The 22,546-nt window shown below is 71.9% G+C and carries 17 protein-coding genes; 6 read left to right on the forward strand and 11 right to left on the reverse strand.

The genetic code is table 11. The annotated features are described in order from the left end of the window. Positions 1 to 3 precede the first annotated feature (3 nt). The 4 genes from HHL10_RS05690 to HHL10_RS05705 all read right to left on the reverse strand — a co-directional run bounded on the left by HHL10_RS05690 (position 4) and on the right by HHL10_RS05705 (position 5,487). Complete coding sequence (locus HHL10_RS05690) at positions 4 to 1,317, reverse strand: BaiN/RdsA family NAD(P)/FAD-dependent oxidoreductase (RefSeq protein WP_169159385.1); 1,314 nt, start codon at positions 1,315 to 1,317, stop codon at positions 4 to 6. Between the two features lie 196 nt (positions 1,318 to 1,513). After that, positions 1,514 to 3,163: an isovaleryl-CoA dehydrogenase gene (locus tag HHL10_RS05695; RefSeq protein WP_169159386.1), complete on the reverse strand. Its 1,650-nt coding sequence runs from the start codon at positions 3,161 to 3,163 to the stop codon at positions 1,514 to 1,516. Positions 3,164 to 3,241: 78 nt separating this feature from the next. Next, the gene (locus tag HHL10_RS05700) at positions 3,242 to 3,787 is read right to left on the reverse strand and encodes a PaaI family thioesterase (RefSeq protein ID WP_169159387.1); all 546 of its coding nucleotides are present in this window, start codon (positions 3,785 to 3,787) and stop codon (positions 3,242 to 3,244) included. A gap of 47 nt (positions 3,788 to 3,834) precedes the next feature. Then, entirely contained in the window at positions 3,835 to 5,487 is a 1,653-nt protein-coding gene (locus tag HHL10_RS05705) for a 3-(methylthio)propionyl-CoA ligase (protein ID WP_169159388.1), read from the reverse strand. A 266-nt stretch (positions 5,488 to 5,753) separates the two neighbouring features. Here HHL10_RS05705 and msrB point away from each other — a divergent pair, with 266 nt between their 5' ends. Genes msrB through HHL10_RS05725 form a run of 4 tightly spaced genes read left to right on the forward strand, consistent with a single transcriptional unit; the run spans position 5,754 to position 7,991 of the window. Continuing rightward, complete coding sequence (msrB, locus tag HHL10_RS05710; protein WP_169159389.1) at positions 5,754 to 6,194, forward strand: peptide-methionine (R)-S-oxide reductase MsrB; 441 nt, start codon at positions 5,754 to 5,756, stop codon at positions 6,192 to 6,194. Continuing rightward, positions 6,191 to 6,844: a septation protein A gene (locus HHL10_RS05715; RefSeq protein ID WP_169159390.1), complete on the forward strand. Its 654-nt coding sequence runs from the start codon at positions 6,191 to 6,193 to the stop codon at positions 6,842 to 6,844. Before msrB ends, HHL10_RS05715 begins: the two co-directional genes overlap by 4 nt. Before the next feature lie 3 nt (positions 6,845 to 6,847). Further along, positions 6,848 to 7,117 carry a BolA family protein gene (locus HHL10_RS05720; protein WP_169159391.1) on the forward strand — a complete coding sequence of 90 codons (270 nt, stop codon included), beginning with the start codon at positions 6,848 to 6,850 and terminating at the stop codon, positions 7,115 to 7,117. A gap of 58 nt (positions 7,118 to 7,175) precedes the next feature. Continuing rightward, positions 7,176 to 7,991 carry a peptidylprolyl isomerase gene (locus HHL10_RS05725; RefSeq protein WP_169159392.1) on the forward strand — a complete coding sequence of 272 codons (816 nt, stop codon included), beginning with the start codon at positions 7,176 to 7,178 and terminating at the stop codon, positions 7,989 to 7,991. A 66-nt stretch (positions 7,992 to 8,057) separates the two neighbouring features. Here HHL10_RS05725 and HHL10_RS05730 read toward each other — a convergent pair whose 3' ends face one another. Then, complete coding sequence (locus tag HHL10_RS05730; RefSeq protein ID WP_169159393.1) at positions 8,058 to 8,729, reverse strand: ABC transporter ATP-binding protein; 672 nt, start codon at positions 8,727 to 8,729, stop codon at positions 8,058 to 8,060. A 52-nt stretch (positions 8,730 to 8,781) separates the two neighbouring features. Here HHL10_RS05730 and HHL10_RS05735 point away from each other — a divergent pair, with 52 nt between their 5' ends. Further along, positions 8,782 to 9,399, forward strand: coding sequence for an arylesterase (locus HHL10_RS05735; RefSeq protein ID WP_169159644.1), 618 nt, complete (start codon positions 8,782 to 8,784; stop codon positions 9,397 to 9,399). A gap of 30 nt (positions 9,400 to 9,429) precedes the next feature. Here HHL10_RS05735 and HHL10_RS31115 read toward each other — a convergent pair whose 3' ends face one another. From HHL10_RS31115 to ligA, 4 genes are all read right to left on the reverse strand, one after another. Next, positions 9,430 to 12,183, reverse strand: coding sequence for a DUF6600 domain-containing protein (locus HHL10_RS31115; protein ID WP_169159341.1), 2,754 nt, complete (start codon positions 12,181 to 12,183; stop codon positions 9,430 to 9,432). Between the two features lie 347 nt (positions 12,184 to 12,530). Next, a complete protein-coding gene (locus HHL10_RS05745; protein ID WP_169159394.1) occupies positions 12,531 to 12,782 on the reverse strand; it encodes a DUF2442 domain-containing protein in 252 nt (83 codons plus the stop codon). Positions 12,783 to 12,813: 31 nt separating this feature from the next. Then, positions 12,814 to 13,347: a peptide deformylase gene (gene def / locus HHL10_RS05750; protein ID WP_169159395.1), complete on the reverse strand. Its 534-nt coding sequence runs from the start codon at positions 13,345 to 13,347 to the stop codon at positions 12,814 to 12,816. A 3-nt stretch (positions 13,348 to 13,350) separates the two neighbouring features. Beyond that, positions 13,351 to 15,606 carry an NAD-dependent DNA ligase LigA gene (gene ligA, locus HHL10_RS05755; protein WP_169159396.1) on the reverse strand — a complete coding sequence of 752 codons (2,256 nt, stop codon included), beginning with the start codon at positions 15,604 to 15,606 and terminating at the stop codon, positions 13,351 to 13,353. Between the two features lie 158 nt (positions 15,607 to 15,764). Here ligA and HHL10_RS05760 point away from each other — a divergent pair, with 158 nt between their 5' ends. Beyond that, positions 15,765 to 17,420 (forward strand): M28 family metallopeptidase, encoded by a 1,656-nt coding sequence (locus tag HHL10_RS05760; protein ID WP_169159397.1) that lies wholly within the window; start codon positions 15,765 to 15,767, stop codon positions 17,418 to 17,420. A gap of 224 nt (positions 17,421 to 17,644) precedes the next feature. On the opposite strand, the gene HHL10_RS05765 is transcribed toward HHL10_RS05760, so the two are convergent. Both HHL10_RS05765 and smc read right to left on the reverse strand, forming a co-directional pair. Next, positions 17,645 to 18,862 (reverse strand): cell division protein FtsZ, encoded by a 1,218-nt coding sequence (locus HHL10_RS05765; protein WP_169159398.1) that lies wholly within the window; start codon positions 18,860 to 18,862, stop codon positions 17,645 to 17,647. A gap of 31 nt (positions 18,863 to 18,893) precedes the next feature. Beyond that, a complete protein-coding gene (gene smc, locus HHL10_RS05770; RefSeq protein WP_169159399.1) occupies positions 18,894 to 22,409 on the reverse strand; it encodes a chromosome segregation protein SMC in 3,516 nt (1,171 codons plus the stop codon). Positions 22,410 to 22,546: the final 137 nt, after the last annotated feature.

The following is a 22,546-nucleotide window of genomic DNA, read 5'->3' on the forward strand; positions in this document are numbered from 1 at the left end:
CGTTCAGCTGGCAGGCTGGAGGGCGTGGATCACGCCCTCCGCCGCCGCACAGCCGCTGGCGAAGCAGGCGGTGAGCAGGTAGCCGCCGGTGGGCGCTTCCCAGTCCAGCATCTCGCCGGCGCACCACACGCCAGGCAGCGCGCGCAGCGCCTTGGAACGCTCCTCCAGCGCCTCGAAGCGCACACCGCCGGCGCTGCTGATCGCCTCGGCGATGGGCCGCGGCCGGATCAGCGGCAGCGGCAGCGCCTTGATCGCCGCCGCCAGCGGCGCCGGGTCCGCACCCGGCGCAAACAGCGCCTTGGGCAGCAGCTCGTGCAGCAGCGCGGCCTTGGCGCCGTCCAGGTTCAGCCGGCTTTTCAGATGCGTGGACAGCGAGCGCGCCCCGCGCGGGCGTGCCACCTCGGCCGCCACAAACGCCGCGTCGCGGTCCGGCAGCAGGTCCAGCGTCGGCACGGCCCGGCCTTGTTGATGGAGGGCCTCGCGCAGCACCGAGGAGGCGGCGTAGACCAGGCTGCCCTCCACACCGCTCTCGGTGAGCACGAACTCGCCGCGCTGCTCGAAGCGCCGCGCGCCGTCCTCGAAGCGCAGCACCACGGTCTTGAGCGGCGTGCCGGCGAAGCGGCTGCGCAGGAACTCGCTCCAGCCCTCCTGCACCGTGCCATCGGGCCCGATGCGGCCCACGTCGAAGCCGCAGTTGGCCGGCTGCAGCGGCGCGACGTCCACGCCGCGCTGCGCCAGCAGCGGCACCCAGGCGCCGTCCGAGCCCAGCCGCGGCCAGCTCGCGCCGCCCAGCGCCAGCACCACGGCGCGGGCCTGCACGGTGCTGCGCCCCTGGGGCGTCTCGAACAGCAGCGGCGGCGGCAGCGCGCCGGAGCCCGGCGCCGCCGCCTCGTCCGCCCAACCCACCCAGCGGTGGCGCATGTGGAACACGACGCCCAGGGCGCGCAACCGCTGCAGCCAGGCGCGCAGCAGCGGCGCGGCCTTCATGTCGGTCGGGAAGACGCGGCCGGAGCTGCCGACGAAGGTGGCTATGCCCAGCCCGGCGGCCCAGCGCCGCAGCGCGTCGGCGTCGAAGCGGCGCAGCATCGGCTCGATGGCCGCGCGCCGCGCGCCGTAGCGGCCGACGAAGCGCTCGAAGGGCTCGGAATGGGTCAGGTTCATCCCGCCCTTGCCGGCGAGCAGGAACTTGCGGCCGACGGAAGGCATGGCATCGAAGACCTCGACGCGCAGCCCGGCTTGGGCCAGGCGCTCGGCCGCCATCAGGCCGGCCGGACCGGCGCCGACCACGGCGACCGCGGAATCAGGGGGGGTACTCATGAGGCGGCGCAGTGTGCCACGGGGGTCCGAGGCGCCGGCCGGCGGCATGGAGGAGCCGGCAGCGCGGCCGGGACATGGGCAGAGAGCGTCAGGCCAACAGACAGTGGATTGTCAATCGGGACTCAATAGTGGAGTTACTGAATAGCCTTGAGTGAGTTTGAAGTTGACTGGGAGGAAACAATACAAGGTCTTCTCCTCACGGCATCGCCCGCTCCAACAACAAATCCACGTCGCACCCCGGCGGCAGCGCGCCGAACAGGTCGGCGCCGGCGTCGATGCGGGCGGCGCAGAAGGCGGCGAACACGCCTTCCGGAGCCTGCCGCCGCAGCAGCGCCGCCTGCAGCAGCAGCGCGACGTCGCGGGCCAGCCGCCGCGCCTGGGCCTCCTCCGGCACGGCCAGGCGGTAGCTCAGCGTGGCGGCCAGCCGCTCGGCGCCCGGGTGCGCGCCGTGCAGCACCGCCAGCTCCTGCTGCAGCACCTCGATGACGGCCTCGCCGCGCAGCGCGCGCAGCAGGTCCAGCGCCATGACGTTGCCGGCGCCTTCCCAGATCGAGTTCAGCGGCATCTCGCGGTACAGCCGCGCCATCGGGCCATGGCCCTCGTCCTCGACGTAGCCGTTGCCGCCCAGGCACTCCATGGCCTCCTGCGCGAAGTGGCTGCCGCGCTTGCAGACCCAGAACTTCGCGATCGGCGTGAGCAGCCGGCGCAGCAGCGCCTCGCGCGCGGCGCCGCCGCCCGGGTGCTCGCTCACGTCCACCGCGCAGGCCAGGCGCATCGCCAGCGCCGTGGCGCCCTCCACCTCCAGCGCCAGGTCGGCCAGCACGCTGCGCATCAGCGGCTGCTCGATCAGCGGCCGGCCGAAAGCGCTGCGCTGCGTGCAGTGGTGCAGCGCCAGCGCCAGTGCCTGGCGCATCAGCCCGGCGCTGCCCAGCGCGCAGTCCAGGCGGGTGAGCGTGCCCATCTCCAGGATCTGGGCGATGCCGCGGCCCTCCTCGCCCACGAGCCAGCCCAAGGCGCCGTCGAACTCCACCTCGGCGCTGGCGTTGGCGTGGTTGCCCAGCTTGTCCTTCAGGCGCTGGATCTGCAGGGCGTTGCGGCTGCCGTCGGGCAGCAGGCGCGGCACGAAGAAGCCGCTCGGCCCGGCGGCGGTCCTGGCCAGCACCAGGTGCGCGTCGCTCATCGGCGCGGAGAAGAACCACTTGTGGCCGGTGAGCCGGAAGCAGCGGCCCCAGTCGGTGTCCTGGTCGAACTCGGCGCGGCTGGTGATGGCGCGCAGGTCGGAGCCGCCCTGCTTCTCGGTCATGCCCATGCCCATGGTCAGCCCCGCCTTTTGCGGCCCGGGCAGCGGGCGCGGGTCGTAGGCCGGGGCGGACAGGCCCGGACCCCAGGCGGCGTACAGCGCGGCGTTGGCGCGCAGCGCCGGCGTGGCGGCGTAGCTCATGGAGATCGGGCACATCACGCCCGCCTCCACGCCGTTGAACAGCAGGAAGCCGGCAGCGCGCGCGATGTGCGCGCCCGGCGGCCGGGCCCAGGGCGCGGCTTGCAGCCCGTGCGTGGCGGCGCACTGCATCAGCGCGTGGTAGGCGGGATGGAACTCGACCTCGTCGATGCGCCGCCCGCCGCGGTCGTAGGGGCGCAGCCGCGGCGGATAGCGGTTGGCGAGCCGGGCCTGGGCCTGCAGCTCCGCGCTGCCCAGCGCGCGGCCCAGGGCATGCAGCGGGGCGAGGTCCAGGTCCGGCGCCAGGGTGCGCAGCGCCTCCTGCAGCGGCCGGTGTCCGGCGAACAGGTCCACACCGGTGAGCTCGCTGCTCTGGTTGAAGACCTCGTGGGTGGCGTGCGTCGTCATGGCTGTCTCCTTCCTGGACCTCAGCCCGGGAGCGCCAGCAGGCTTCGGACCCGGCGCCGCTGCGCCGGCGCGCGGGGCTCAGCCCGTGACCGAAGGCGCTGCGTCCGCGTCGTCCGGCGCCGGTCCGCGCAGGTTCTTGAGCTGCCGCCCGGCCGGCAACTGCCGCATGTATTTGAAAGTGGCCGTGGCGTGGGCGCAGCGCTGGCCTTGCGCGTCGAACACCGAGCCCTCGCAGAAGGCCATGGTGGCGGTGCGGTGCAGCACCTGCGCCGCGGCGCGCAGCCGGCCCTGGCCCGGGCGCATGAAGCTGGTCTTCATCTCGATGGTGACCACGCCCGGCGTGCCCGCGGCCTCGCGCGGGTCGGTGCCGGGCGTGACGTTGACGCTGCGCGCGGCATGCGCCATGGCCACGTCCAGCAGCGTCATCACCACGCCGCCATGGGCAACGGCGAAGGAATTGAGGTGCGCGGTGGCCAGATCGACCTGGATCTCGGCCTCCCCGCCGCCGAAGGCATGCAGCTCCAGGCCGAGCTCCTCGACGAAGGGGATGTGGATGGGGAACGGCAGCGGGCTGCGCGTCGCGGCGGCGCTGTCGGGCGCGGCGGAGGGGGCGTCTTTCTTCATGGGCCGGCATTGGACAACACCCTGCGCGCCGGCCCTGCCCCGGCGCCTCAGCCGCGCTGCTGGATCAGCCAGTCCTTGTACTTGCCCCGCAGCGTCAGCTTGCTGAGCTTGCCCGTGGCGGTGTGCGGCAGCTCGTCCACGAACACCACGTCGTCGGGCGTCTGCCAATGGGCGATGCGGCCCTTGAAGAAGCTCAGCAGCTCCTCGCGCGTGACGCTGGCGCCGGGCTTCAGCTGCGCCAGCAGCAGCGGGCGCTCGTCCCACACCGGGTGCGTGGCGGCGATCACCGCCGCCTCCTTCACCGCCGGATGCGCCATGGCGATGTTCTCCAGCTCGATGGAGCTGATCCACTCGCCGCCGCTCTTGACCACGTCCTTGCTGCGGTCGGTGATCTGCATGAAGCCGTCGGCGTCCATGGTCGCCACGTCGCCGGTGGGGAACCACGCGCCGTGGTCCTTTACCTCCACCAGCGGCGAGCTGTCCTCGTTCCAGTAGCGCTCGATCACCCAGGGACCGCGCGCCACCAGGTGCCCGGCCTGCTGGCTGTCCCAGGGCAGCACCTCGTGGGCGTCGTTGATGACGTCGATGTCCACGCCGTAGATGGCCTTGCCCTGCTTCTCCAGCAGCCGGTGCCGCTCGGCCGCCGGCAGCGTCGCGTGCTTGGGCTGCAGCCGCGCGAGCGTGCCCAGCGGCGACATCTCCGTCATGCCCCAGGCGTGGATGACATGCACGCCGTACTCCTCCAGCGCGCGCATCAGCGCCGGCGGGCAGGCCGAGCCGCCGATGACAGTGCGGCGGAAGGTGGAGAACTCCAGGCCCCGGCTGCGCACATGCTCCATCAGGCCCAGCCACAGCGTGGGCACGCCGGCGCTGAAGGTCACCTTCTCGCCCTCGAACAGCTCGTAGAGCGAGGCGCCGTCGAGCTTGGGGCCGGGCAGCACCAGCTTGCAGCCCACCAGCGCCGCCGTGTAGGGCAGGCCCCAGGCGTTGACGTGGAACATGGGCACGGCGGGCAGGATGACGTCGCAGGCGCTGGCGGCCATGGCGTCGGGCAGCGCCGCGGCGTAGGCGTGCAGCACGGTGGAGCGGTGGCTGTAGAGCGCGCCCTTGGGGTTGCCGGTGGTGCCCGAGCTGTAGCAGAGGCTGGAGGCGCACTGCTCGTCGAAGCTGGGCCAGGCGTAGCGCCCGTCCTCGGCCGCGAGCAGCTCCTCGTAGCACAGCAGGTTGGGCACCGCGCTCTGCGCCGGCATGTGGGCGCGATCCGTCATGAGCACGAAGTGCCGCACCGTGCCCAGCTGCGGCGCGAGCTGCTCGACCAGCGGCAGCAGGTTCAGATCGAAACAGAGCACCTTGTCGGCCGCGTCGTTGGCGATCCAGGCGATCTGCTGCGGGAACAGGCGCGGGTTGATGGTGTGGCACACCAGCTGCGAGCCGGAGGTGGCGTAGTAGATCTCCAGGTGCCGGTCGGTGTTCCAGGCCAGCGTGGCGACGCGGTCGCCGCTCTCGCAGCCCAGGCGCTGCAGGGCCTGGGCGAAGCGCCGCGCGCGCTGCTCGACCTGGGACCAGCTGCTGCGGTGCAGCGGGCCTTCCACGCGGCGCGTGACGATCTCGGTATCGCCGGCATGGCGCGCCGCGTGCGTGATCAGGGACGAGATCAGCAGCGGCATCTGCATCATGCGGCCGTACAGGGGGGCGGTCATGGTGGTGTCTCCTCGGGGCGAACCCGGGCCATCTTCCCGGCCGGCCGCAAGCTGTTGCAGCCGGTTAAGCCCTGATGCCGGGCATGCGTTGGGCCATCACTACACTGGGTCGCCGACGGCCCTCCGGCAAGGCTGCGGCGGCAATCCGGGCAATGGCGCGGCGCGGGCCGCGGCTGCGGGCTGCCGCGGCGCGGCGCGGCCGGCGCACGCGGTGTCCGCCGGCTGCCCGCCGGGGGACGTTACAGATCGAAGTATCCTGTCCCCCCATGAAGCACAACCCGCACCCGCACGACGATCCGCGCTACCCGGTGCAGCGCAGCGACGCCGAATGGCGCGCCCAGCTCGACCCGATGCAGTACCAGGTGGCGCGCCACGCCGCCACCGAGCGCCCCTTCAGCGGCAAGTACTGGGACCACTTCGACGACGGCATCTACCGCTGCGTGGGCTGCGGCGCGCCGCTGTTCGATGCCCGCACCAAGTTCGACGCCGGCTGCGGCTGGCCCAGCTACTTCGAGCCGATCGAGGGCGAGGTCGTCGAGCGCGTGGAGGACCGCAGCCACGGCATGGTGCGCGTGGAGGTGCGCTGCAAGCGCTGCGGCACGCACCTGGGCCATGTCTTCCCCGACGGCCCGGCACCCACCGGCGAGCGCTACTGCATCAACTCCGCCGCCATCGATTTCGAGCCGCGCAAAGACGACCAAGCATGAAGCTGCTGCTGGACTTCCTGCCGATCCTGCTGTTCTTCGGCACCTTCAAGTACGCCGGCGCCAATTCGCAGCAGGCCGCGGATTTCGCCACCGAGCATTTCGGCTTCCTGGTGCTGGGCGGCAACGTCGGCCCGCAGGAGGCGCCGGTGCTGCTGGCCACGGTGGTGGTGATCCTGGCCACGCTGGCGCAGGTGGCGTGGATCGTGGCGCGCGGGCGCAAGGTGGACGTGATGCTGTGGGTGAGCCTGGCGCTGGTGGTGGTGCTGGGCGGGGCCACCATCTGGTTCCACAGCGAGACCTTCATCAAGTGGAAGCCCAGCGTGCTGTACTGGGTGATGGGCATGAGCCTGTGGCTGTCGCAGCTGCTGTTCCGCAAGAACCTGCTGCGGCTGTTGTTGGGCGAGCAACTGCAATTGCCCGACGCCGTGTGGCAGCGCCTCAACGGCGCGTGGGTGGGCTTCTTCGGCGTGATGGGCCTGCTCAACCTCTGGGTGGCCTACAGCTTCTCCACCGACACCTGGGTCAACTTCAAGCTCTTCGGCGGCATCGGGCTGATGCTGCTGTTCACGCTGGCCCAGGGCCTCTACCTCAGCCGTTACCTGCCCGACGAGTCCGCCACCAAGGACAAGTCGCGCACCGGAGCCCAATGACCCATGGCCGTCACCGCCCAGGACATCGAAGCCGCGCTGCGTGAGGCGCTGGCCCCGCAACAGCTGCAAGTCATCGACGACAGCCACCAGCACATCGGCCATGCCGGCGCCGGCGAAGGCAGCCATTTCACGGTGCGAATCACCAGCGAACGCTTCGCCGGACTGCGCGGCGTGGCGCGGCATCGCCTTGTGTATCATGCCCTCGCCTCGCTCATGCCCGCGGGCATCCATGCCCTGGCCATCCAGGCGCGCAGCCCCGACGAAGCCAACTGAAAACTCTTTGCGGCCGGCATCGGACAAAAGACCGGCCCGCTCCCTGAAAGGTATCCCCATGAAGCTCAAGACCTCCGCGCTGCGCGTGGCGCTGCTGTCCGCGTCGCTGGCCCTGCTCAGCCCGCTGGCGGTGCAGGCGCAAAACGTTGCCATCGTCAACGGCAAGGCGGTGCCCAAGGCGCGCGTGGACACGCTCATGCAGCAGGCGCTGCGCGGCGGCCAGCAGCAGCGCACGCCGGACCTGGAGCAGAAGGTCAAGGAAGAGGTGGTGCTGCGCGAGATCTTCATGCAGGAGGCCGAGAAGCGCGGCATCAACGCCACGCCCGAGTTCCGCAACCAGATGGAGCTCGCCCGCCAGACCGTGCTGATCCGCGAGCTGTTCGCCGACTTCCAGAAGAAGAACCCCGTCACCGACGCCGAGGCCAAGGCCGAGTACGACAAGTTCAAGGCCCAGTCCAGCGGCACCGAGTACCGCGCCCGCCACATCCTGGTGGAGAAGGAGGACGAGGCCAAGGCGATCATCAGCCAGCTCAAGGCCGGCGCCAAGTTCGAGGACCTGGCCAAGAAGAACTCCAAGGACCCGGGCTCGGCCGAGAACGGCGGCGACCTGGACTTCGCCAAGCCCGACGCCTACGTCCCCGAGTTCGGCCAGGCCATGGCCAAGCTCAAGAAGGGCGAGATCACCGAGACGCCGGTGAAGACGCAGTTTGGTTACCACATCATCCGCCTGGACGACACCCGCGAGGCCAGCTTCCCGGCCTTCGAGGAGGTCAAGCCGCAGATCCAGCAGCGCCTGTCGCAGATGAAGCTGCAGGCCTACCAGGAAGAGCTGCGCGCCAAGGCCAAGACGGACTTCAAGTTCTCGCAGCAATAACCCGCTGCGCGAGCAACCAAGCAGAAGGCGCCCCGCGGGGCGCCTTTTTCATGGGCCCGCAATACCTCAGCTCACCAGCCTTCCCGCCTGGATCTCCAGCTGGCGCTGGCAGCGCGAGGCCACCTGCGCGTCGTGCGTGACCAGCAGCAGCGTGGTGCCGGCCTCGTGGTTGAGCTCGAACATCAGCTCCATCACCGTCTCGCCGGTGGCGTGGTCCAGGCTGCCGGTGGGCTCGTCGGCCAGCAGCAGCGCCGGGCGCAGCACGAAGGCGCGCGCCAGCGCCACGCGCTGCTGCTCGCCACCGGAGAGCACGCGCGGGTAGTGGCCCAGGCGCTGCGCCAGCCCCACGCGCTCCAGCATGGCCGTGGCCTGCTCGCGCGCGTCGTCGCGGCCCAGCAGTTCCAGCGGCAGCATCACGTTCTCCAGCGCCGTGAGGTTGGACAGCAGCTGGAAGTTCTGGAACACGAAGCCCAGCTGCCGCGCGCGCACCGCCGCGCGCGCATCCTCGTCCAGCGCGAACAGGTCCTCGCCGCCGAGCTTCACTGTGCCCTGCGTGGGCGTGTCCAGCCCGGCGATGATGGACAGCAGCGTGCTCTTGCCCGAGCCCGAGGCGCCGACGATGGCGGCGGACTCCCGCGGCTGAAGGCGGAAATCGATGTCGTGGAGAATCGTCAGCTCGCCCGTGGCGTCGCTCACGCGCTTGCTGATGTGCTGGACCTCGATGATCGGTGGCTTCATGACAACGGATGTGGATGACAAGCGGCTGGGCCGCGGCCGGCGCCGCTGGCTCATGCAATGTAGCCTGCTGGCCCTGGCCCCCTGGCTGGCACGGCCAGCGGTTGCGAAGGCACCGGCCGTGGTCCTGGTCGTGGGCGACAGCCTCTCGGCCGAGTACGGGCTCAAGCGCGGCAGCGGCTGGGTGGCGCTGCTGCAGCAGCGGCTGGAGCGCGAGCGCATCGATGCCCGCGTGGTCAATGCCAGCATCAGCGGCGACACCACCGCCGGCGGGCGCAGCCGGCTGCCCGCGCTGCTCAAGCAGCACCAGCCCACGCACGTGATCCTGGAGCTTGGCGCCAACGACGCGCTGCGCGGCCAGCCGGTGGCGGCCACCGAGGCCAACTTGGCCGAGATGACGCGCGCGGCCCGCGCCGCCGGCGCCAAGGTGGTGCTGGCGGGCATGCAGCTGCCGCCCAACTACGGCCGCCGCTACGCCGAGGACTTCGCCCAGGTCTATGCCCGGGTGGCCAAGGCGCACGACGCCGCGCTGGTGCCCTTCTTCCTGCGCAACGTCGCCGACGTGGCCGACTCCGCCGCGCTGTTCCAGGCCGACCGCATCCACCCGCGCGAGGAGGCCCAGCCGCTGATGCTGGACAACGTCTGGCCGGTGCTCAGGCCGTTGCTGAAGTAATGCAGCGGAGGCCGGCGTTTCAAGCCCGCCTCATTGCCGCTCCCGCGGGCCACCACCGAAGCGCCCGCCTCCACCCCCTTCTCCCCCACCCGGCCCGCCGCCCGGCCGACCTTCACCGCCCGCGCCCGGTCCGGGGCGGCCTCCCACCACGGGACCGGCGCCACCGGGCGGCATCGCCGGCGGCGGCGCGACATGCACGGGCGCCCGCGGCTGCATCGGGGCCTGGATGGCCGGCGGCATCACCGGTTGCACCGGCTGGATCGACGGCCGCGGCTGCACCGGCGGCGGCGCCGCGACGGCCGGCGGCACCACCGGGGCCTGCTGCCGCACGCGCGGCGGCTCCGGCGGAACGCGGTCACCCGAGATGGTCGGCATCGCCGGCCGCGCGTGGTCCCCGACCGGCGGCCCGCCCGGGACGCGCTGCGCCGGCGGGATCTGGTCCCGGTCAATACGCGGCGGCGCGCCCGGCGCATCGCCGGCCTGGTAGCCGGGAGCGCGCTGCAGCGGCGGCGATGGCGGCACGCGGTCGCCCGGGATGGTCGGCATGGCCGGCCGGGCGTTGTCCCAGCCTTGCGCTCCGCCCGGCACGCGCTGCGCCGGCGGGATCTGGTCGCGTCCGGTTCGCGGCGGCGCGCCGGGCACCGAATCGCCCGCCCGGTCACCCGGCCCGCGCTGCAGCGGCGGGGCCGGCGGGATGCGTTCGCCCGGAATGGTCGGCATGGCCGGCCGGGCGTTGTCCCCGCCCGGCAGCCCGCCCGGGGTGCGCTGCGACGGCGGCCGGTCGTGTCCGGTGCCGCCCTGCCCGTCCGGCACCGGCCGGACCGCGCCCGGCGCCGGCCGATCCGGCATGCGGGGCGGAGGATTCAAGCCGCCCGGTTCGATCCCACCCCGGCCGGGAGGCTGCGGCGCCACTGCGCCGGGCCGGGTCGTCACGGTGCCGGGCGGCGGGGGAACCGCTCCAACGGCTCCGGGCCGCGTCGTCACCACGCCGGGTGGCGGCGGCACCGCGCCGCCGGGCAGCGTGGTCACGGTGCCGGGCTGCGGCGGCCGGCCCACACCGGGTTCCGGGCCGGCCGAGCCGGGCGGACGCGGCCTGCCGTCCGGCGTCGGTGCCACCGTGCCGGGTTGGGGTGGCCTCGCGCCGCCGGGCAGCGTGACCGCGCCCGGGGGCAGCCCGCCCGGCGGAGGCGTCACCACCCCGGGCGGCTGGGGTGGACGGCCGCGGCCCGGCTGGTCGGGTGTCGGGTCCGGTCCTGGCGGCGTGAGTCCGCCCGGCTGCGGCGTCACCGCACCCGGCTGGGGTGGGCGGCCCCGGCCGGGCTGGTCGGGCAGCGGCCGTGCGCCGCCGGGCTGCGGCATGGCCGCACCGGTCCCGGGCGGAATGGTCTGCGGCAGGGACGGCCGCCCTCCGGAAGGCGGCGGTGGCACCAGCCCGCCCGGACCGGCCGGGCCGTGGCCGTGCGGGTTGGGCGGATCGGGGCGCTCCGGGCGCTCGGGCCGGTCCGGGCGCGGCAGCACCGGCTGCTGCGTGGGCAGCGCGACGTTCCAGCGCGGCTCGACGCGCGGCACCAGGCGGTCGGCGACGCGCACGCGCCGCTGCAGCGTGTCGGTGGGCACCACGGTCACGGCGCCGGGGATGTTGCGGTTGGTCCAGGCCGGCGGCGCGCCGGGCGGCGGCTGCCAGGGCGCATGGCCGGCGTTGACGTTGCGGATGTAGCGCGGCGTGGCGTTGAAGCGCGGCACGAAGGGGTCGCGCGGCGCCAGCGGCACCCAGCCGATGAGCGGCGGCGGCGGACGCCGGCCGGCCACCACGCCGACGTTGAAATGGCTGCCCCCGATCCAGCCCACCAGCGCCGGCGCGTACACCGGGCGCGCCACGTAGCGCCCCGGCACCCAGCACCAGCGCCCGCGCCAGGAGGTCCAGCGCCCGTAGTGGAAGGGCGCGAAGCCCCAGGGCGCGTCGTCCACCCAGCTCCAGCCCCAGGGCGACACCCAGGCCCAGTGCCCGTAGCGGTAGGGTGCCCAGTTCGCGATCACGACGGTGGGGAACCACACCGCGCCGTACTCCGGATGCTGGTCCCAGCGCCCGTTGCGGTCCAGGTCCAGCGCGCCGGTCATCTCGGGCGAGACGTAGCGGGTGGACAGCGCCTGGTCCTGCTGCCGGTCCTGCGCCAGCACCCACATTCCGAAATCGTCCTCGCCGGAGGTCGTGGCCATGTCGTAGTGGGTGCGATCGTCCTGGCGCCAGAAGCTGTAGCGCGTGCCCGGCTGCAGGGTCAGCGCGCTGTCGGTGGCCTGGAAGCGCATCTCGCCGCTCCAGACCTGGGCGGTGGTGACGTTGTCGCGCACATCGACGCGGTAGTGGCCGGTGCGCATGAGCTGGAAGCGCGCGTCGCCGGCCAGCAGCTCGAAGTCGTCGACGCTCTCGGCCGTGCGCAGCCGCAGCGCGGCGCCGCCCTGCTCCAGGCGCAGGCTGACGCGCTCGTCGTCGAGGCGATCCACCACCAGCTCGGTGGCGCCGTCCAGGCGCAGCGAGGCCGAGCCGATCTGCACGTCGGCGCGCGCGCCGCGATCGGTGGCGAGCCGGTCGCCGCCGGTGACGGGCCGGTTCACCGATACCGCGGTCCACTCGGCCTGCTCCTGGTCGTAGATCCAGACCGTGCCGGTGGCCTGCGCCAGCCGCCCGACGCGCCCGGGTGGATCGGCCCAGGCCGCCCCGCCGGCCAGCAGCACCGCCGCGGCCAGGAGCAGCCGCAGGCCGCGCTGGAAATCGAGGAACCTCATGTCGTCTCCCTGGGCCGCCGCGGCGGCAGCCTCCATGCGGTTGTAACGCCGCGGCATGCGGCGGCGCCGACGCGGGGCGGCAGACCGTTACAACGTGAAGGGGAGGTAAAGCGGGTGGGAAGAAGCGACAGGTGGTATGGACCAGGAAATAAGAGTTTTCAGCGGCGCGCAGGCTCAAACGCCACGACTTCTACGTCGTCATTCCCGCGCAGGCGGGAATCCAGGCGGCCCCCAAGCCGGCTGCGAGCCACGACGCCGGAAAACCGACACTCTTGTTTTTCTGGATGGCGGTATTGCAGCCCCTATTCAGGCACAGGACTGACCGAATACACCGCCGAACACATCAATCAATTGCACGCCACCAGTGGAAACTGCTCCGGCCGGCGGATCGAATCGACCGCCAGATCGACATCAAGGCTGGGCCAGTAAAGGTGGTTGGCCGTGGGACGCTCAACGTCAAGAATCTGTTCCACCGTGGCCTGCTTGAACCAAGGGAATTTCTCAAACGGCAGCAGAAGCTCCTCGTCGCCCAGCAGCACCCAGAAACCATGCCTGGAGATATGAGTGACCTCAACTGCCGAAGTGGTGGTTCCAAGCATTTTCAATTTCCTTCAGATGAGCCTGCACAACTCAATCCTCAGCTTGGTTTAGCGTCGGAAACAAAACCTCCGCAAACCCCAACCTCCTCAAATCCCGCATCCGCGTCGGATAAAGCCGGCCGATGAGGTGGTCGCACTCGTGCTGCACCACGCGCGCATGGAAACCCTCGGCTTCACGCTCAATCAAATTGCCGTCCAGATCAAACCCCCGGTAGCGGATAGATCTGAAACGCGGCACCAGCCCGCGCAGCCCCGGCACCGATAAACACCCTTCCCAGCCCTCCTCCTCGTCCTCGGACAAAGGCTCGATCACCGGATTGCAAAGGACGGTGCGCGGCACCGGCGGCGCATCGGGGTAGCGTTCGCTGCGCTCGAAGCCGAACAGCACCAGTTGCAGGTCCACGCCGATCTGCGGCGCGGCCAGGCCCACGCCTCCTGCCGCCTGCATGGTGTCCTGCATGTCCTCCAGCAGGGCCTGCAGTTCGGTCGTACCGAATTCGCGCACCGGCTGCGCCACGCGCAGCAGGCGCGCGTCGCCCATCTTCAACAGCTCGCGCACCGCCATCTTTCACTCCTCGCCGTTGCCGGCCACCAGGGCCCGCAGGCCGTCCTCGTCCAGCACCGGGATGTCCAGCGCCTTCGCCTTGTCCAGCTTGGAGCCGGCTTCCGCGCCGGCCACCACGTAGGCCGTCTTCTTCGACACCGACTTGCCCGCCTTGCCGCCGGCGGCCTCGATCAGCGCCTCGGCCTCGTCGCGCGTCAGCGTGGGCAGCGTGCCCGTGACCACCACCGTCTTGCCCGCCAGCGGCCCCGGCGGCGCGGCCTGGTGGCCCTCGTGCTCGTCCCAGGTGACGCCCGAGGCGCGCAGCTGCTCCACCACCTCCACGTTGTGCTTCTGGTCGAAGAAGGTGCGGATGCTGTGCGCCACCACCGGGCCCACGTCGTGCACCTGCAGCAGCTCTTCCTCGCTGGCTTTGACAAGACGGTCGATGGAGCCGAAATACGCCGCCAGGTCCCGCGCCGTGCGCTCGCCGATGTGGCGGATGCCCAGGCCGAAGATGAAGCGCGCCAGCGTCGTCTGCTTGCTCTTCTCCAGCGCGTCCAGCAGGTTCTGCGCGCTCTTGTCGGCCATGCGCTCCAGCACCACCAGCGAGGTGAAGCCGAGCTTGTAGAGGTCGGGCAGCGTGCGCACCAGCGGCGGCGTGTCGCCCTCGCCCACCAGCTGCTCCACCAGGCGGTCACCCAAACCTTCGATATCCATGGCGCGCCGGCCGGCAAAGTGCAGCACCGCCTGCTTGCGCTGCGCCGGGCAGAACAGGCCGCCCGAGCAGCGCCAGTCCACCTCGCCTTCCTCGCGCGTGATGTCGCTGCCGCAGGCCGGGCAGTGGCCGCCCAGGCGCTTGTAGAGATCGAAGGGCTCGCCGCGGCCGGGGTAGTCGTTCGGGTTGACGGCGGGCTCGGCCTCCACGGCCACGCCCTCGGCCGCCGCGGCCGGGTCGGGCTGGCGCTCCAGCACGTCCAGCGCGGCATCCGCGATCTCCTCGCTGCTGGCGCCTTCCAGCCGCGCCGCGTCCAGCGAGGCCGCCGGCACCACGCCCACGATCTCCGGGATCACGTCGCCCGCGCGGCGCACGATGACGCGGTCGCCGATGCGCACGTCCTTGCGCCGGATCTCGTCCTCGTTGTGCAGCGTGGCGTTGGTCACCGTGGTGCCGCCCACGAACACCGGCTCCAGCCGCGCCACCGGCGTCAGTTTTCCGGTGCGGCCCACCTGCACGTCGATGTCGCGCAGCGTCGTCACCTGCTCCTGCGCCGGGTACTTGTGGGCCACGGCCCAGCGCGGCTCGCGCGTCACGAAACCCAGGCGCTGCTGCAGCGCCAGCTCGTTGACCTTGTAGACCACGCCGTCGATGTCGAAGGGCAGCGCATCGCGCGCCGCGGCGATGCGGGCGTGGAACTCGATCAGCCCGTCAGCGCCCTGCGCCAGCGTGCGCTCACGGCTCACCGGCAGGCCGAAGCTTTCAAAGGCGTCCAGCACGCCGGCCTGGGTCGCTGGCATCGCGTCCCAGCCCTCGACCTGGCCCCAGCCGTAGGCGAAGAAGCTCAAGGGGCGCTTGGCCGCGATGGCCGGGTCCAGCTGCCGCACCGCGCCGGCGGCGGCGTTGCGCGGGTTCACGAAGGTCTTCTCGCCGGCCTCGCGCTGGCGCTCATTGAGGCTGTTGAACGCGTCGCGGCGCATGTAGACCTCGCCGCGCACCTCCAGCACCGGCGGCGCCTCGCCGTTGAGGCGCAGCGGAATCTGGCCGATGGTGCGGATGTTCTGGGTGACGTCCTCGCCGGTCTCGCCGTCGCCACGCGTGGCGGCCTGCACCAGCACGCCGTTTTCGTAGCGCAGGTTGATGGCCAGGCCGTCGAATTTCAGCTCGGCGACGTACTCGATGGCCGCATCCGCCTCCGTTAAACCCAGCTCGCGGCGCACGCGGGCGTCGAAGGCGCGCGCGCCCTCGGCCGTGGTGTCGGTCTCGGTGCGGATGCTGAGCATCGGCACCTGGTGCCGCACCGGCACGAAGCCCGGCAGCACGCGGCCCAGCACGCGCTGGGTGGGCGAGTCGGGCGTGCGCAGCGTGGGGTGCGCGTCTTCCAGCGCCTGCAGCTCCCGGAACAGCGCGTCGTAGTCGGCATCGGGAATTTCGGGCGCATCCAGCACGTAATACCGGTAGGCGTGGTGGTGCAGCAGCGCGCGCAGCTCGGCGGCGCGGGTGGCGGCCCCGTCAGGCACGGCCTGATCAGCGGCCGTGCCGGAGGGAGATTCGGAAGCGGTCATGGACATGGCGGGAGTGTAGGCAAGCCGCCCCTGCGATCCGGGGATGCGCCCCGGGCCGAGGCAAGACGTTTGCCGCCCCTCCACGCCCGGCCGTATCCCGGCCGGGGCGGCAACGCGCCGGCCTCATCGGGCCGGGCGCAAACCACGAGGAGTACCGGATGAAGTCCATGGAGCATGCGCAGCGGACCAGCCTGGCCCGATTCCCCGGCTGGTGGCCGGTGGCCCTGGCGGCGGGGATGCTCGCCGGTTGCGGCGGCGGTGGCGGGGACGCGGCGTCCACCGAGGTGGCGGCCGCGGCGGCCACCGAGCAGGCCGCCGCCGTGGCGGCGGTCGAGTCCGACGCGATCGTGACGGTGAACCCCGAAGCGGCGCTGCCGGACAAGTGCACCCGGCCCAACCGCACCAACGACACCATCCCGAAGCTGATGGAGTGCGTGACCTACAGCGAGGTGCGCAAGCACCAGCAGGCGCTGCAGGACATCGCCAACGCCAACAACGGCACGCGCGCCTCGGGCACGCCGGGCTTCGACGCCTCGGCCCGCTACGCGGTCAAGGTGTTCCGCGACGCCGGCTACGACGTGCGGCGCCAGTACTTCCAGTTCCGCACCTTCGAGGAGGTCAGCGACACGGTGCTGCAGGTCGTGGCTCCGAACGCGCGCGACGTGCCCAACAACATCCTGGCCTACTCGCCCAGCGGCGAGGTGACGGCGGCGGTCACGGCGCTGCCCTTCCAGCCCACCGACGACACCCCGGGCTGCGAGGCCTCGGACTTCAACGGCTTCCCGCGCGGCCACATCGCGCTGGTCGGCCGCGGCAACTGCACCTTCGCGCTGAAGGCCACCAACGCCCAGGCCGCCGGCGCGGTGGGCGTGATCATCGCCAACAACATCGAGGGCGAGATCAACGGCACGCTGGGCGCGGACTTCCGCGGCCGCATCCCCGTGACCTCCGTGACGCAGGAAGAAGGCAACACGCTGGCCGGGCTGTCCGGGCTGCGCATGCGCATCAAGGCCGAGACGAAGATGGAGAACGTCTCCACCAGCAACGTCATCGCCGAGTCCAGGAAGGGCGATCCGGACCAGGTGGTCATGGTGGGCGCGCACCTGGACTCCGTGCCCGAGGGCCCGGGCATCAACGACAACGGCTCGGGCGTGGCCGCGATCCTCGAAACCGCCAAGCAGCTGGGCAAGGTGCACACGCGCAACAAGCTGCGTTTCGCGCTGTGGGGCGGCGAGGAGTCGGGGCTGGTGGGCGCCACCTACTACGTCACCACGCTGGAGCCCTGGCGGCGCGACCGCATCGCGCTGTACCTGAACTTCGACATGATCGGCTCGCCCAACCACGGCTTCTTCATCTACGACGGCGACAACTCCGACAACGTGGGCGCCGGCCCGGGGCCCGAAGGCTCGGCCGAGATCGAGAAGGCCTTCGAGGGCTTCTACGAACGCCGCGGCATCGCGTTCCGGGGCACCGACTTCGACGGGCGCTCCGACTACGGCCCCTTCATCGCCGCGGGCATCCCCTCCGGCGGCCTGTTCACCGGCGCCGAGGGGATCAAGACCGAGGAGGAAGCGGGGCTGTGGGGCGGCACCGCGGGCCAGGCCTACGACCCCTGCTACCACCAGGCCTGCGACACCTTCCGCAACGTCAACGCCTACGCCTTCAACGTGAACCTGCACTCGGTGGCGGCCACGACGCTGCGCTTCGCCAAGGACCCGACGCCTCCGGGTGCCGGCCGTGCTGAAGCCGCGGGCATCGCCCGCGCCGGCAGCAGCGCGACGCTGCTGCGCCAGGGGGACAAGTTCATCCGCTGAGCGGCGTGTGAGGATGGCGCGGGCCCGGGAGGGCCGGCGCCTTCAAGGAGAAACGGCTTCCTGGGGGAAGCCGTTTTGTTTTGCTTTTTTTGCCGTCGGACCGCTTGCAGCGTGCGCCGTGTTGCAGGCCGTAGAGCAAATGCCGTCATCCCGGCATTCGCCGGGATGACAACTTGGTGGGCTGGCGCCCTGCCTTGCAAAGCGCGGCCCTTGGACTCCACGCCTCAGCTGAACAACCTGCGCGCCGCCGCCGACCCCGCCGCCAGGTCGCGGCCTTCGAGCTGCCGGTACAGCCCTTCCAGCTCGCTCTTGATCGGCTCGAAGGCCTCGGGCACCACGCGGCGGCCGGCCTCGTCCACCAGGTCGGCTTCCAGCTCGGCGGCCAGCGCCGACATGGCGCGCAGCCAGGTGCCGAAGGGGTCCTCGGCTTCGGGCGTCTGCGGCACGTCCAGGCTCAGGCTCACCAGCTTCACGCTCACGGCGTTGGGGTTCTCCGCCAGCGCGGCCTGCGGGTCGAAGGCCAGCACTAGCACCGGCGGCGCGCCCTCCTCGGCGCCCGGCAGCACCAGGCGCCCCGGCAGCGAGCCCGGCACGAAGCCATGCTTGAGCGTGGCCTGCTGCAGGTACGACACCGACCACGGCGCCTTGCGCGCCACCAGCTGCACCGCCAGCTGCGCGTCATGCTGGTTGGCGAAGTGGTCCAGCTCCTTGGCGCGCGCCACCGCCTCCAGCATGTCCGGCATCTCCACCGCCGCGCCCACGCTGTCGGCAAAGGGCTGCAGCTTCTGCACGAACTCGGAGTACTCGATCTCGTTGAGCGCGCCATGGCGGTTGGCCAGCTGCACGCCGGCCTGGAGCTGGCGGTACTGCTGCCCGGGCTGCGGCGGCTCCCACTCGGCCGTGGCGGCGTTCAGGCCCTCGACCAGGAAGGGCTTCGTGCCCGCGCGCCGCGTGGCCGGCAGGTGCGCCAGCACCAGGTCGCCGCTGACGCGCGTGTCCAGCGTGAGGTTGGCGATGACGTCGATCAGCGCGTCGATGCGCGGCCCACGCCGCACCGCCGGCACGGGCGCCTGCGCCGGGGCGGGCGCGGCGGCCTCGGCCTGCACCGCGACCGGCGCCGTCTCCGCCACCGCGGCGCCCATCACGGGCTCCACGCCGGGCGCGACGGCCTCGCCGGCCAGGCCCACCGCGGCGCCGGCCGCCGCCAGCGCGGGGTCGCCGCCCCGGCGCGCATCGACCAGCTCGGCCGAGTCCATGGGCATGGGCGCGGGCGTGGGCGCCAGGTCGCCGCCCAGCGGCGGCTCCATGCGCGGCGCGGCCGGCGCGGCCGGAGTGGGCTCGGCGCGGCGCGGCTCGGACTTGCGCGCGCTCCACAGGCTCTGCACGACCAGCGCCAGCAGCACCAGGCCGGCCAGGATGGAGAGGGCGAGGGTCAGGCTCATCGAAGGCATCAGTGGGGGTCCTTGTGAGTTCTCAGGCGGATTCGGCCATGCCGAGCGCGGCTTCCATATCGACGGCGACGATGCGCGAGACGCCCTGCTCCTGCATGGTCACGCCCACCAGTTGCTGCGCCATCTCCATCGCGATCTTGTTGTGGCTGATGAACAGGAACTGCGTGGCCTGGCTCATCTTCGTCACCAGGCGCGCATAGCGCTCGGTGTTGGCATCGTCCAGCGGCGCATCGACCTCGTCGAGCAGGCAGAACGGCGCCGGGTTGAGCTGGAAGATGGCGAACACCAGCGCGATGGCGGTGAGCGCCTTCTCCCCGCCGGAGAGCAGGTGGATGGTGCTGTTCTTCTTGCCCGGCGGTTGCGCCATCACCTGCACGCCGGCGTCCAGGATCTCCGAGCCCGTCATGACCAGCCTGGCCTGCCCGCCGCCGAACAGGCTGGGGAACATGCTGCCGAAACCTTCGTTGACGCGGTCGAAGGTGCTGGTGAGCAGCTCGCGCGTCTCCAGGTCGATCTTGCGGATCGCGTCCTCCAGCGTGTTGATGGCGTCCTGCAGGTCGGCGTACTGGGTGTCCAGGAAGCCCTTGCGCTCGCGCGCCGCGCCCAGCTCCTCCAGCGCGGCCAGGTTGACCGCGCCCAGGCCGGTGATCTCGCGCTGGATGCGGTCGATCTCGCCCTGCAGGCCCCAGAGCTTGACTTGTCCGGCCTGGATCGACTGCTCGATGGCGGCCAGGTCCGCCTGGGCGTTCGTCAGCTGCTCCAGGTACTGCGCGCCGCCCAGCGTGGCGGCCTGCTGCTCCAGCTGCAGCCGCGTGATCTGCTCGCGCAGCGGCTGCAGGCCGCGCTCCACCATCAGCCGGCGCTCGTCGGTCTGGCGCAGGCGCAGGCTCAACTCGTCGTAGCCGCGGCGCTGCGCGGCCAGTGCCGCCTCGCGCTCGCGGCGCAGCGCCAGGGCCTGCGTCAGGCCTTCCTGCGCGGCGGCGTCGTCCAGCGCGGCGAGGTCGGTGACGACCTGCGAGGCCGCCTGCGCGTTGTCCTGCAGCTGGCGCGCGGCCGTCTCCAGCGCGCGCTGCAGCTCGCCGCGGCGCGCGCCCAGGGAGCGGGTTTCGAACTGCGCCTCCTGCGCGCGGCGCTCCAGCGCGCGCAACTGCTCGCGCGCCTGCGCCACCTTGCGCTCGGCCGCCAGCGCGGCCTCCTGCGCAGTGGCCTCGTCCTCCTGCACCTGCGCCAGCTGCAGGTCCAGTTCCTCGAACTTGGCTTCGTCCTCGGCGCGGCGCGCGGCCAGCGCTTCGAGCTGGGCGTCGATCTCCTGCACCTCGTCCTGCAGCTGGGCCCGGCGTCCGGCCGCGGCCTGTGCCTGCTGGTGCAGCTTGAACCACTCGACGTGCAGCTTGTGCGCCTGCGTCTGCGCCTCGGCGGCGGCGCGGCGCAGGGCGCCGAGCTGCTGCGCGGCCTCGCCATAGGCGCTTTCGGCGCGGCGCAGCGCGGCCTGCGCCTCCTCCACCACGCGCGCCTGCTCGACCTGGCGCGCCTGCAGCTGCTCGATCTCCTGCGCCCGCTGCAGCAGGCCGGCCTGCTCGCTGTCGGGCGCGTAGAAGCTCACCGCGAACTGCGACACGGCATGCCCGGCGGGCGTGACGATCCACTCGCCATGCGTCAGCGACTCGCGGCCCGCCAGCGCCGCGGCCAGGTCCGGCGCGGTGTAGATGCCTTCCAGCCAGTCGCCCAGCAGCGCCTGCAGGCCCTTGTCGTCCAGCTTGAGCAGGTCGGCCAGGCGCGGCAGCGTGCGGTGCGTGCTGGCGATCGCCGCATCGGGCGCGTGATAGAAGGCCAGCTTCGCGGGCGGGGCGTCGCGCTCGAAGGCGCGCACGGTGTCCAGCCGCCCCACGGGCAGCGCCGACAGCCGCTCGCGCAGCGCCGATTCCAGCGCCGTCTCCCAGCCCGGCTCGATGTGCAGCCGCTTCCACAGCCCTTGCAGGCCTTCGAGCCCATGCTTGGCCAGCCAGGGCTTCAGTTTTCCTTCGGTCTGGACCTTCTCCTGCAGCGCGCGCAGCGCCTGCAGCCGGGCCGTGACCTGCGCCTGGCGCGCGGTCTCGGCATTGAGCGTTTCCTGCGCCTGGCGCCGCGCCGCGTCGAGCTGCGGCAGCTCTTCGCTCAAGGTGTGCAACTGCTCCTCGGCCTGGGCCTGCGCGGCGGCGGCCTCCTCGCTCTGGTGCTGCAGCTCGGCCAGGTGCTCGGCATCGGGCACCTGCAGCGCCTTGCTCTCGCCGCTCAGGCGCTCGCGCCGGGTGTTGAGCTGGCGCTGCTGGTCCTCGACGTGGCGGCCGTCGGCGGCCAGCACCTGCAGTTGCTGCTGCACCTGCATCACGCGCTGGTGCTGCGAGGTGACGCGGGCCACGGCCTGGCGGTGTGCTTCCTCGGCTTCGGGCAGCCGCTCAGCCTGCTCCTCGGACTGCGCCGCCAGCACCTCGGCCTGCTCCTCGGCGGCGGCGATCTTCTCGGCGATCAGCTCCAGCTCCTCGGCGGCCTGCTCGCGGCGCTGGGCCCATTGCGCGTCCTGCGCCTTCAGCTCGGCCAGGCGCGCCTGGGCGCGGTCGCGCCCTTCCGCCACGTAGCGGATGCGCTCCTCCAGCCGGCTCACCTCCAGCGCCGCCTCGGAGAGCTTGCCCTGCTCCGCGTGCAGCGCGTCGCTGGCGGCGAAGTGGGCGCCCTTGACCTCCTCCAGCTCGGCCTCGACCTGCGCCAGCTCCTCCAGCCGCTGCGCCAGCACGGCCTGCGCCTCGGCGATGGCGGCCTTCACGCGCGCCTCCTCGACGCTGGCATCGCGGTGCTTCAGGAACCACAGCTGGTGCAGCTTGAGCGTGCCCTGCTCCTGCAGGTGCTTGTAGCGCTGCGCGACCTCGGCCTGCTTCTCCAGCTTGGCGAGGTTGCCGGTGAGCTCGCGCAGGATGTCCTCGACGCGCAGCAGGTTCTCGCGCGTGTCGCGCAGCCGCAGCTCGGTCTCGCGGCGGCGCTCCTTGTACTTCGAGACGCCGGCGGCCTCTTCGAGGAACAGGCGCAGCTCCTCGGGCTTGCTCTCGATGATCCGGCTGATGGTGCCCTGGCCGATGATGGCGTAGGCGCGCGGACCGAGGCCGGTGCCCAGGAACACGTCCTGCACGTCGCGCCGGCGCACGGGCTGGTTGTTGATGTAGTAGCTGCTGGTGCCGTCGCGGGTGAGCACGCGCTTGACGGCGATCTCGCCGTAGCGGCTCCAGGGCCCGCCGGCGCGGCCGGTGCTGTTGTCGAAGACCAGCTCCACGCTGGCGCGGCTGGCGGGCTTGCGGTTGCCCGAGCCGTTGAAGATCACGTCCTGCATGGACTCGCCACGCAGCTCGCTGGCCTTGGACTCGCCCAGCACCCAGCGCACCGCGTCCATGATGTTGGACTTGCCGCAGCCGTTGGGGCCGACCACGCCCACGAGCTGCCCGGGCAGCTGGAAGGTGGTGGGTTCGGCGAAGGATTTGAAACCGGAAAGCTTGATCTGGTTGAGCCGCATGCAGCGCCAAGGCCTCGCCGGACCGTATCCGGCGCAAGCCAAGTAGTTGATTCCTAAGGGAAATTAGCGCGGGCGCGCCAGGCGGAAGCGGGCCGGATGATACCATCGCGCCCCTCGCCGCCAGGCCCCAACAAAGT

The sequence above is a fragment of the Azohydromonas caseinilytica genome (assembly GCF_012927045.1).
Taxonomy (GTDB): Bacteria; Pseudomonadota; Gammaproteobacteria; order Burkholderiales; family Burkholderiaceae_C; genus Azohydromonas; species Azohydromonas caseinilytica.

Coding starts and splice junctions, on each gene's coding strand:
- HHL10_RS05690 (WP_169159385.1), bottom strand. CDS start 1,317: ATGAGTACCCCCCCTGATTCCGCGGTCGCCGTGGTCGGCGCCGGTCCG.
- HHL10_RS05695 (WP_169159386.1), bottom strand. CDS start 3,163: ATGACGACGCACGCCACCCACGAGGTCTTCAACCAGAGCAGCGAGCTC.
- HHL10_RS05700 (WP_169159387.1), bottom strand. CDS start 3,787: ATGAAGAAAGACGCCCCCTCCGCCGCGCCCGACAGCGCCGCCGCGACG.
- HHL10_RS05705 (WP_169159388.1), bottom strand. CDS start 5,487: ATGACCGCCCCCCTGTACGGCCGCATGATGCAGATGCCGCTGCTGATC.
- msrB (WP_169159389.1), top strand. CDS start 5,754: ATGAAGCACAACCCGCACCCGCACGACGATCCGCGCTACCCGGTGCAG.
- HHL10_RS05715 (WP_169159390.1), top strand. CDS start 6,191: ATGAAGCTGCTGCTGGACTTCCTGCCGATCCTGCTGTTCTTCGGCACC.
- HHL10_RS05720 (WP_169159391.1), top strand. CDS start 6,848: ATGGCCGTCACCGCCCAGGACATCGAAGCCGCGCTGCGTGAGGCGCTG.
- HHL10_RS05725 (WP_169159392.1), top strand. CDS start 7,176: ATGAAGCTCAAGACCTCCGCGCTGCGCGTGGCGCTGCTGTCCGCGTCG.
- HHL10_RS05730 (WP_169159393.1), bottom strand. CDS start 8,729: ATGAAGCCACCGATCATCGAGGTCCAGCACATCAGCAAGCGCGTGAGC.
- HHL10_RS05735 (WP_169159644.1), top strand. CDS start 8,782: ATGCAATGTAGCCTGCTGGCCCTGGCCCCCTGGCTGGCACGGCCAGCG.
- HHL10_RS31115 (WP_169159341.1), bottom strand. CDS start 12,183: ATGAGGTTCCTCGATTTCCAGCGCGGCCTGCGGCTGCTCCTGGCCGCG.
- HHL10_RS05745 (WP_169159394.1), bottom strand. CDS start 12,782: ATGCTTGGAACCACCACTTCGGCAGTTGAGGTCACTCATATCTCCAGG.
- def (WP_169159395.1), bottom strand. CDS start 13,347: ATGGCGGTGCGCGAGCTGTTGAAGATGGGCGACGCGCGCCTGCTGCGC.
- ligA (WP_169159396.1), bottom strand. CDS start 15,606: ATGACCGCTTCCGAATCTCCCTCCGGCACGGCCGCTGATCAGGCCGTG.
- HHL10_RS05760 (WP_169159397.1), top strand. CDS start 15,765: ATGAAGTCCATGGAGCATGCGCAGCGGACCAGCCTGGCCCGATTCCCC.
- HHL10_RS05765 (WP_169159398.1), bottom strand. CDS start 18,862: ATGAGCCTGACCCTCGCCCTCTCCATCCTGGCCGGCCTGGTGCTGCTG.
- smc (WP_169159399.1), bottom strand. CDS start 22,409: ATGCGGCTCAACCAGATCAAGCTTTCCGGTTTCAAATCCTTCGCCGAA.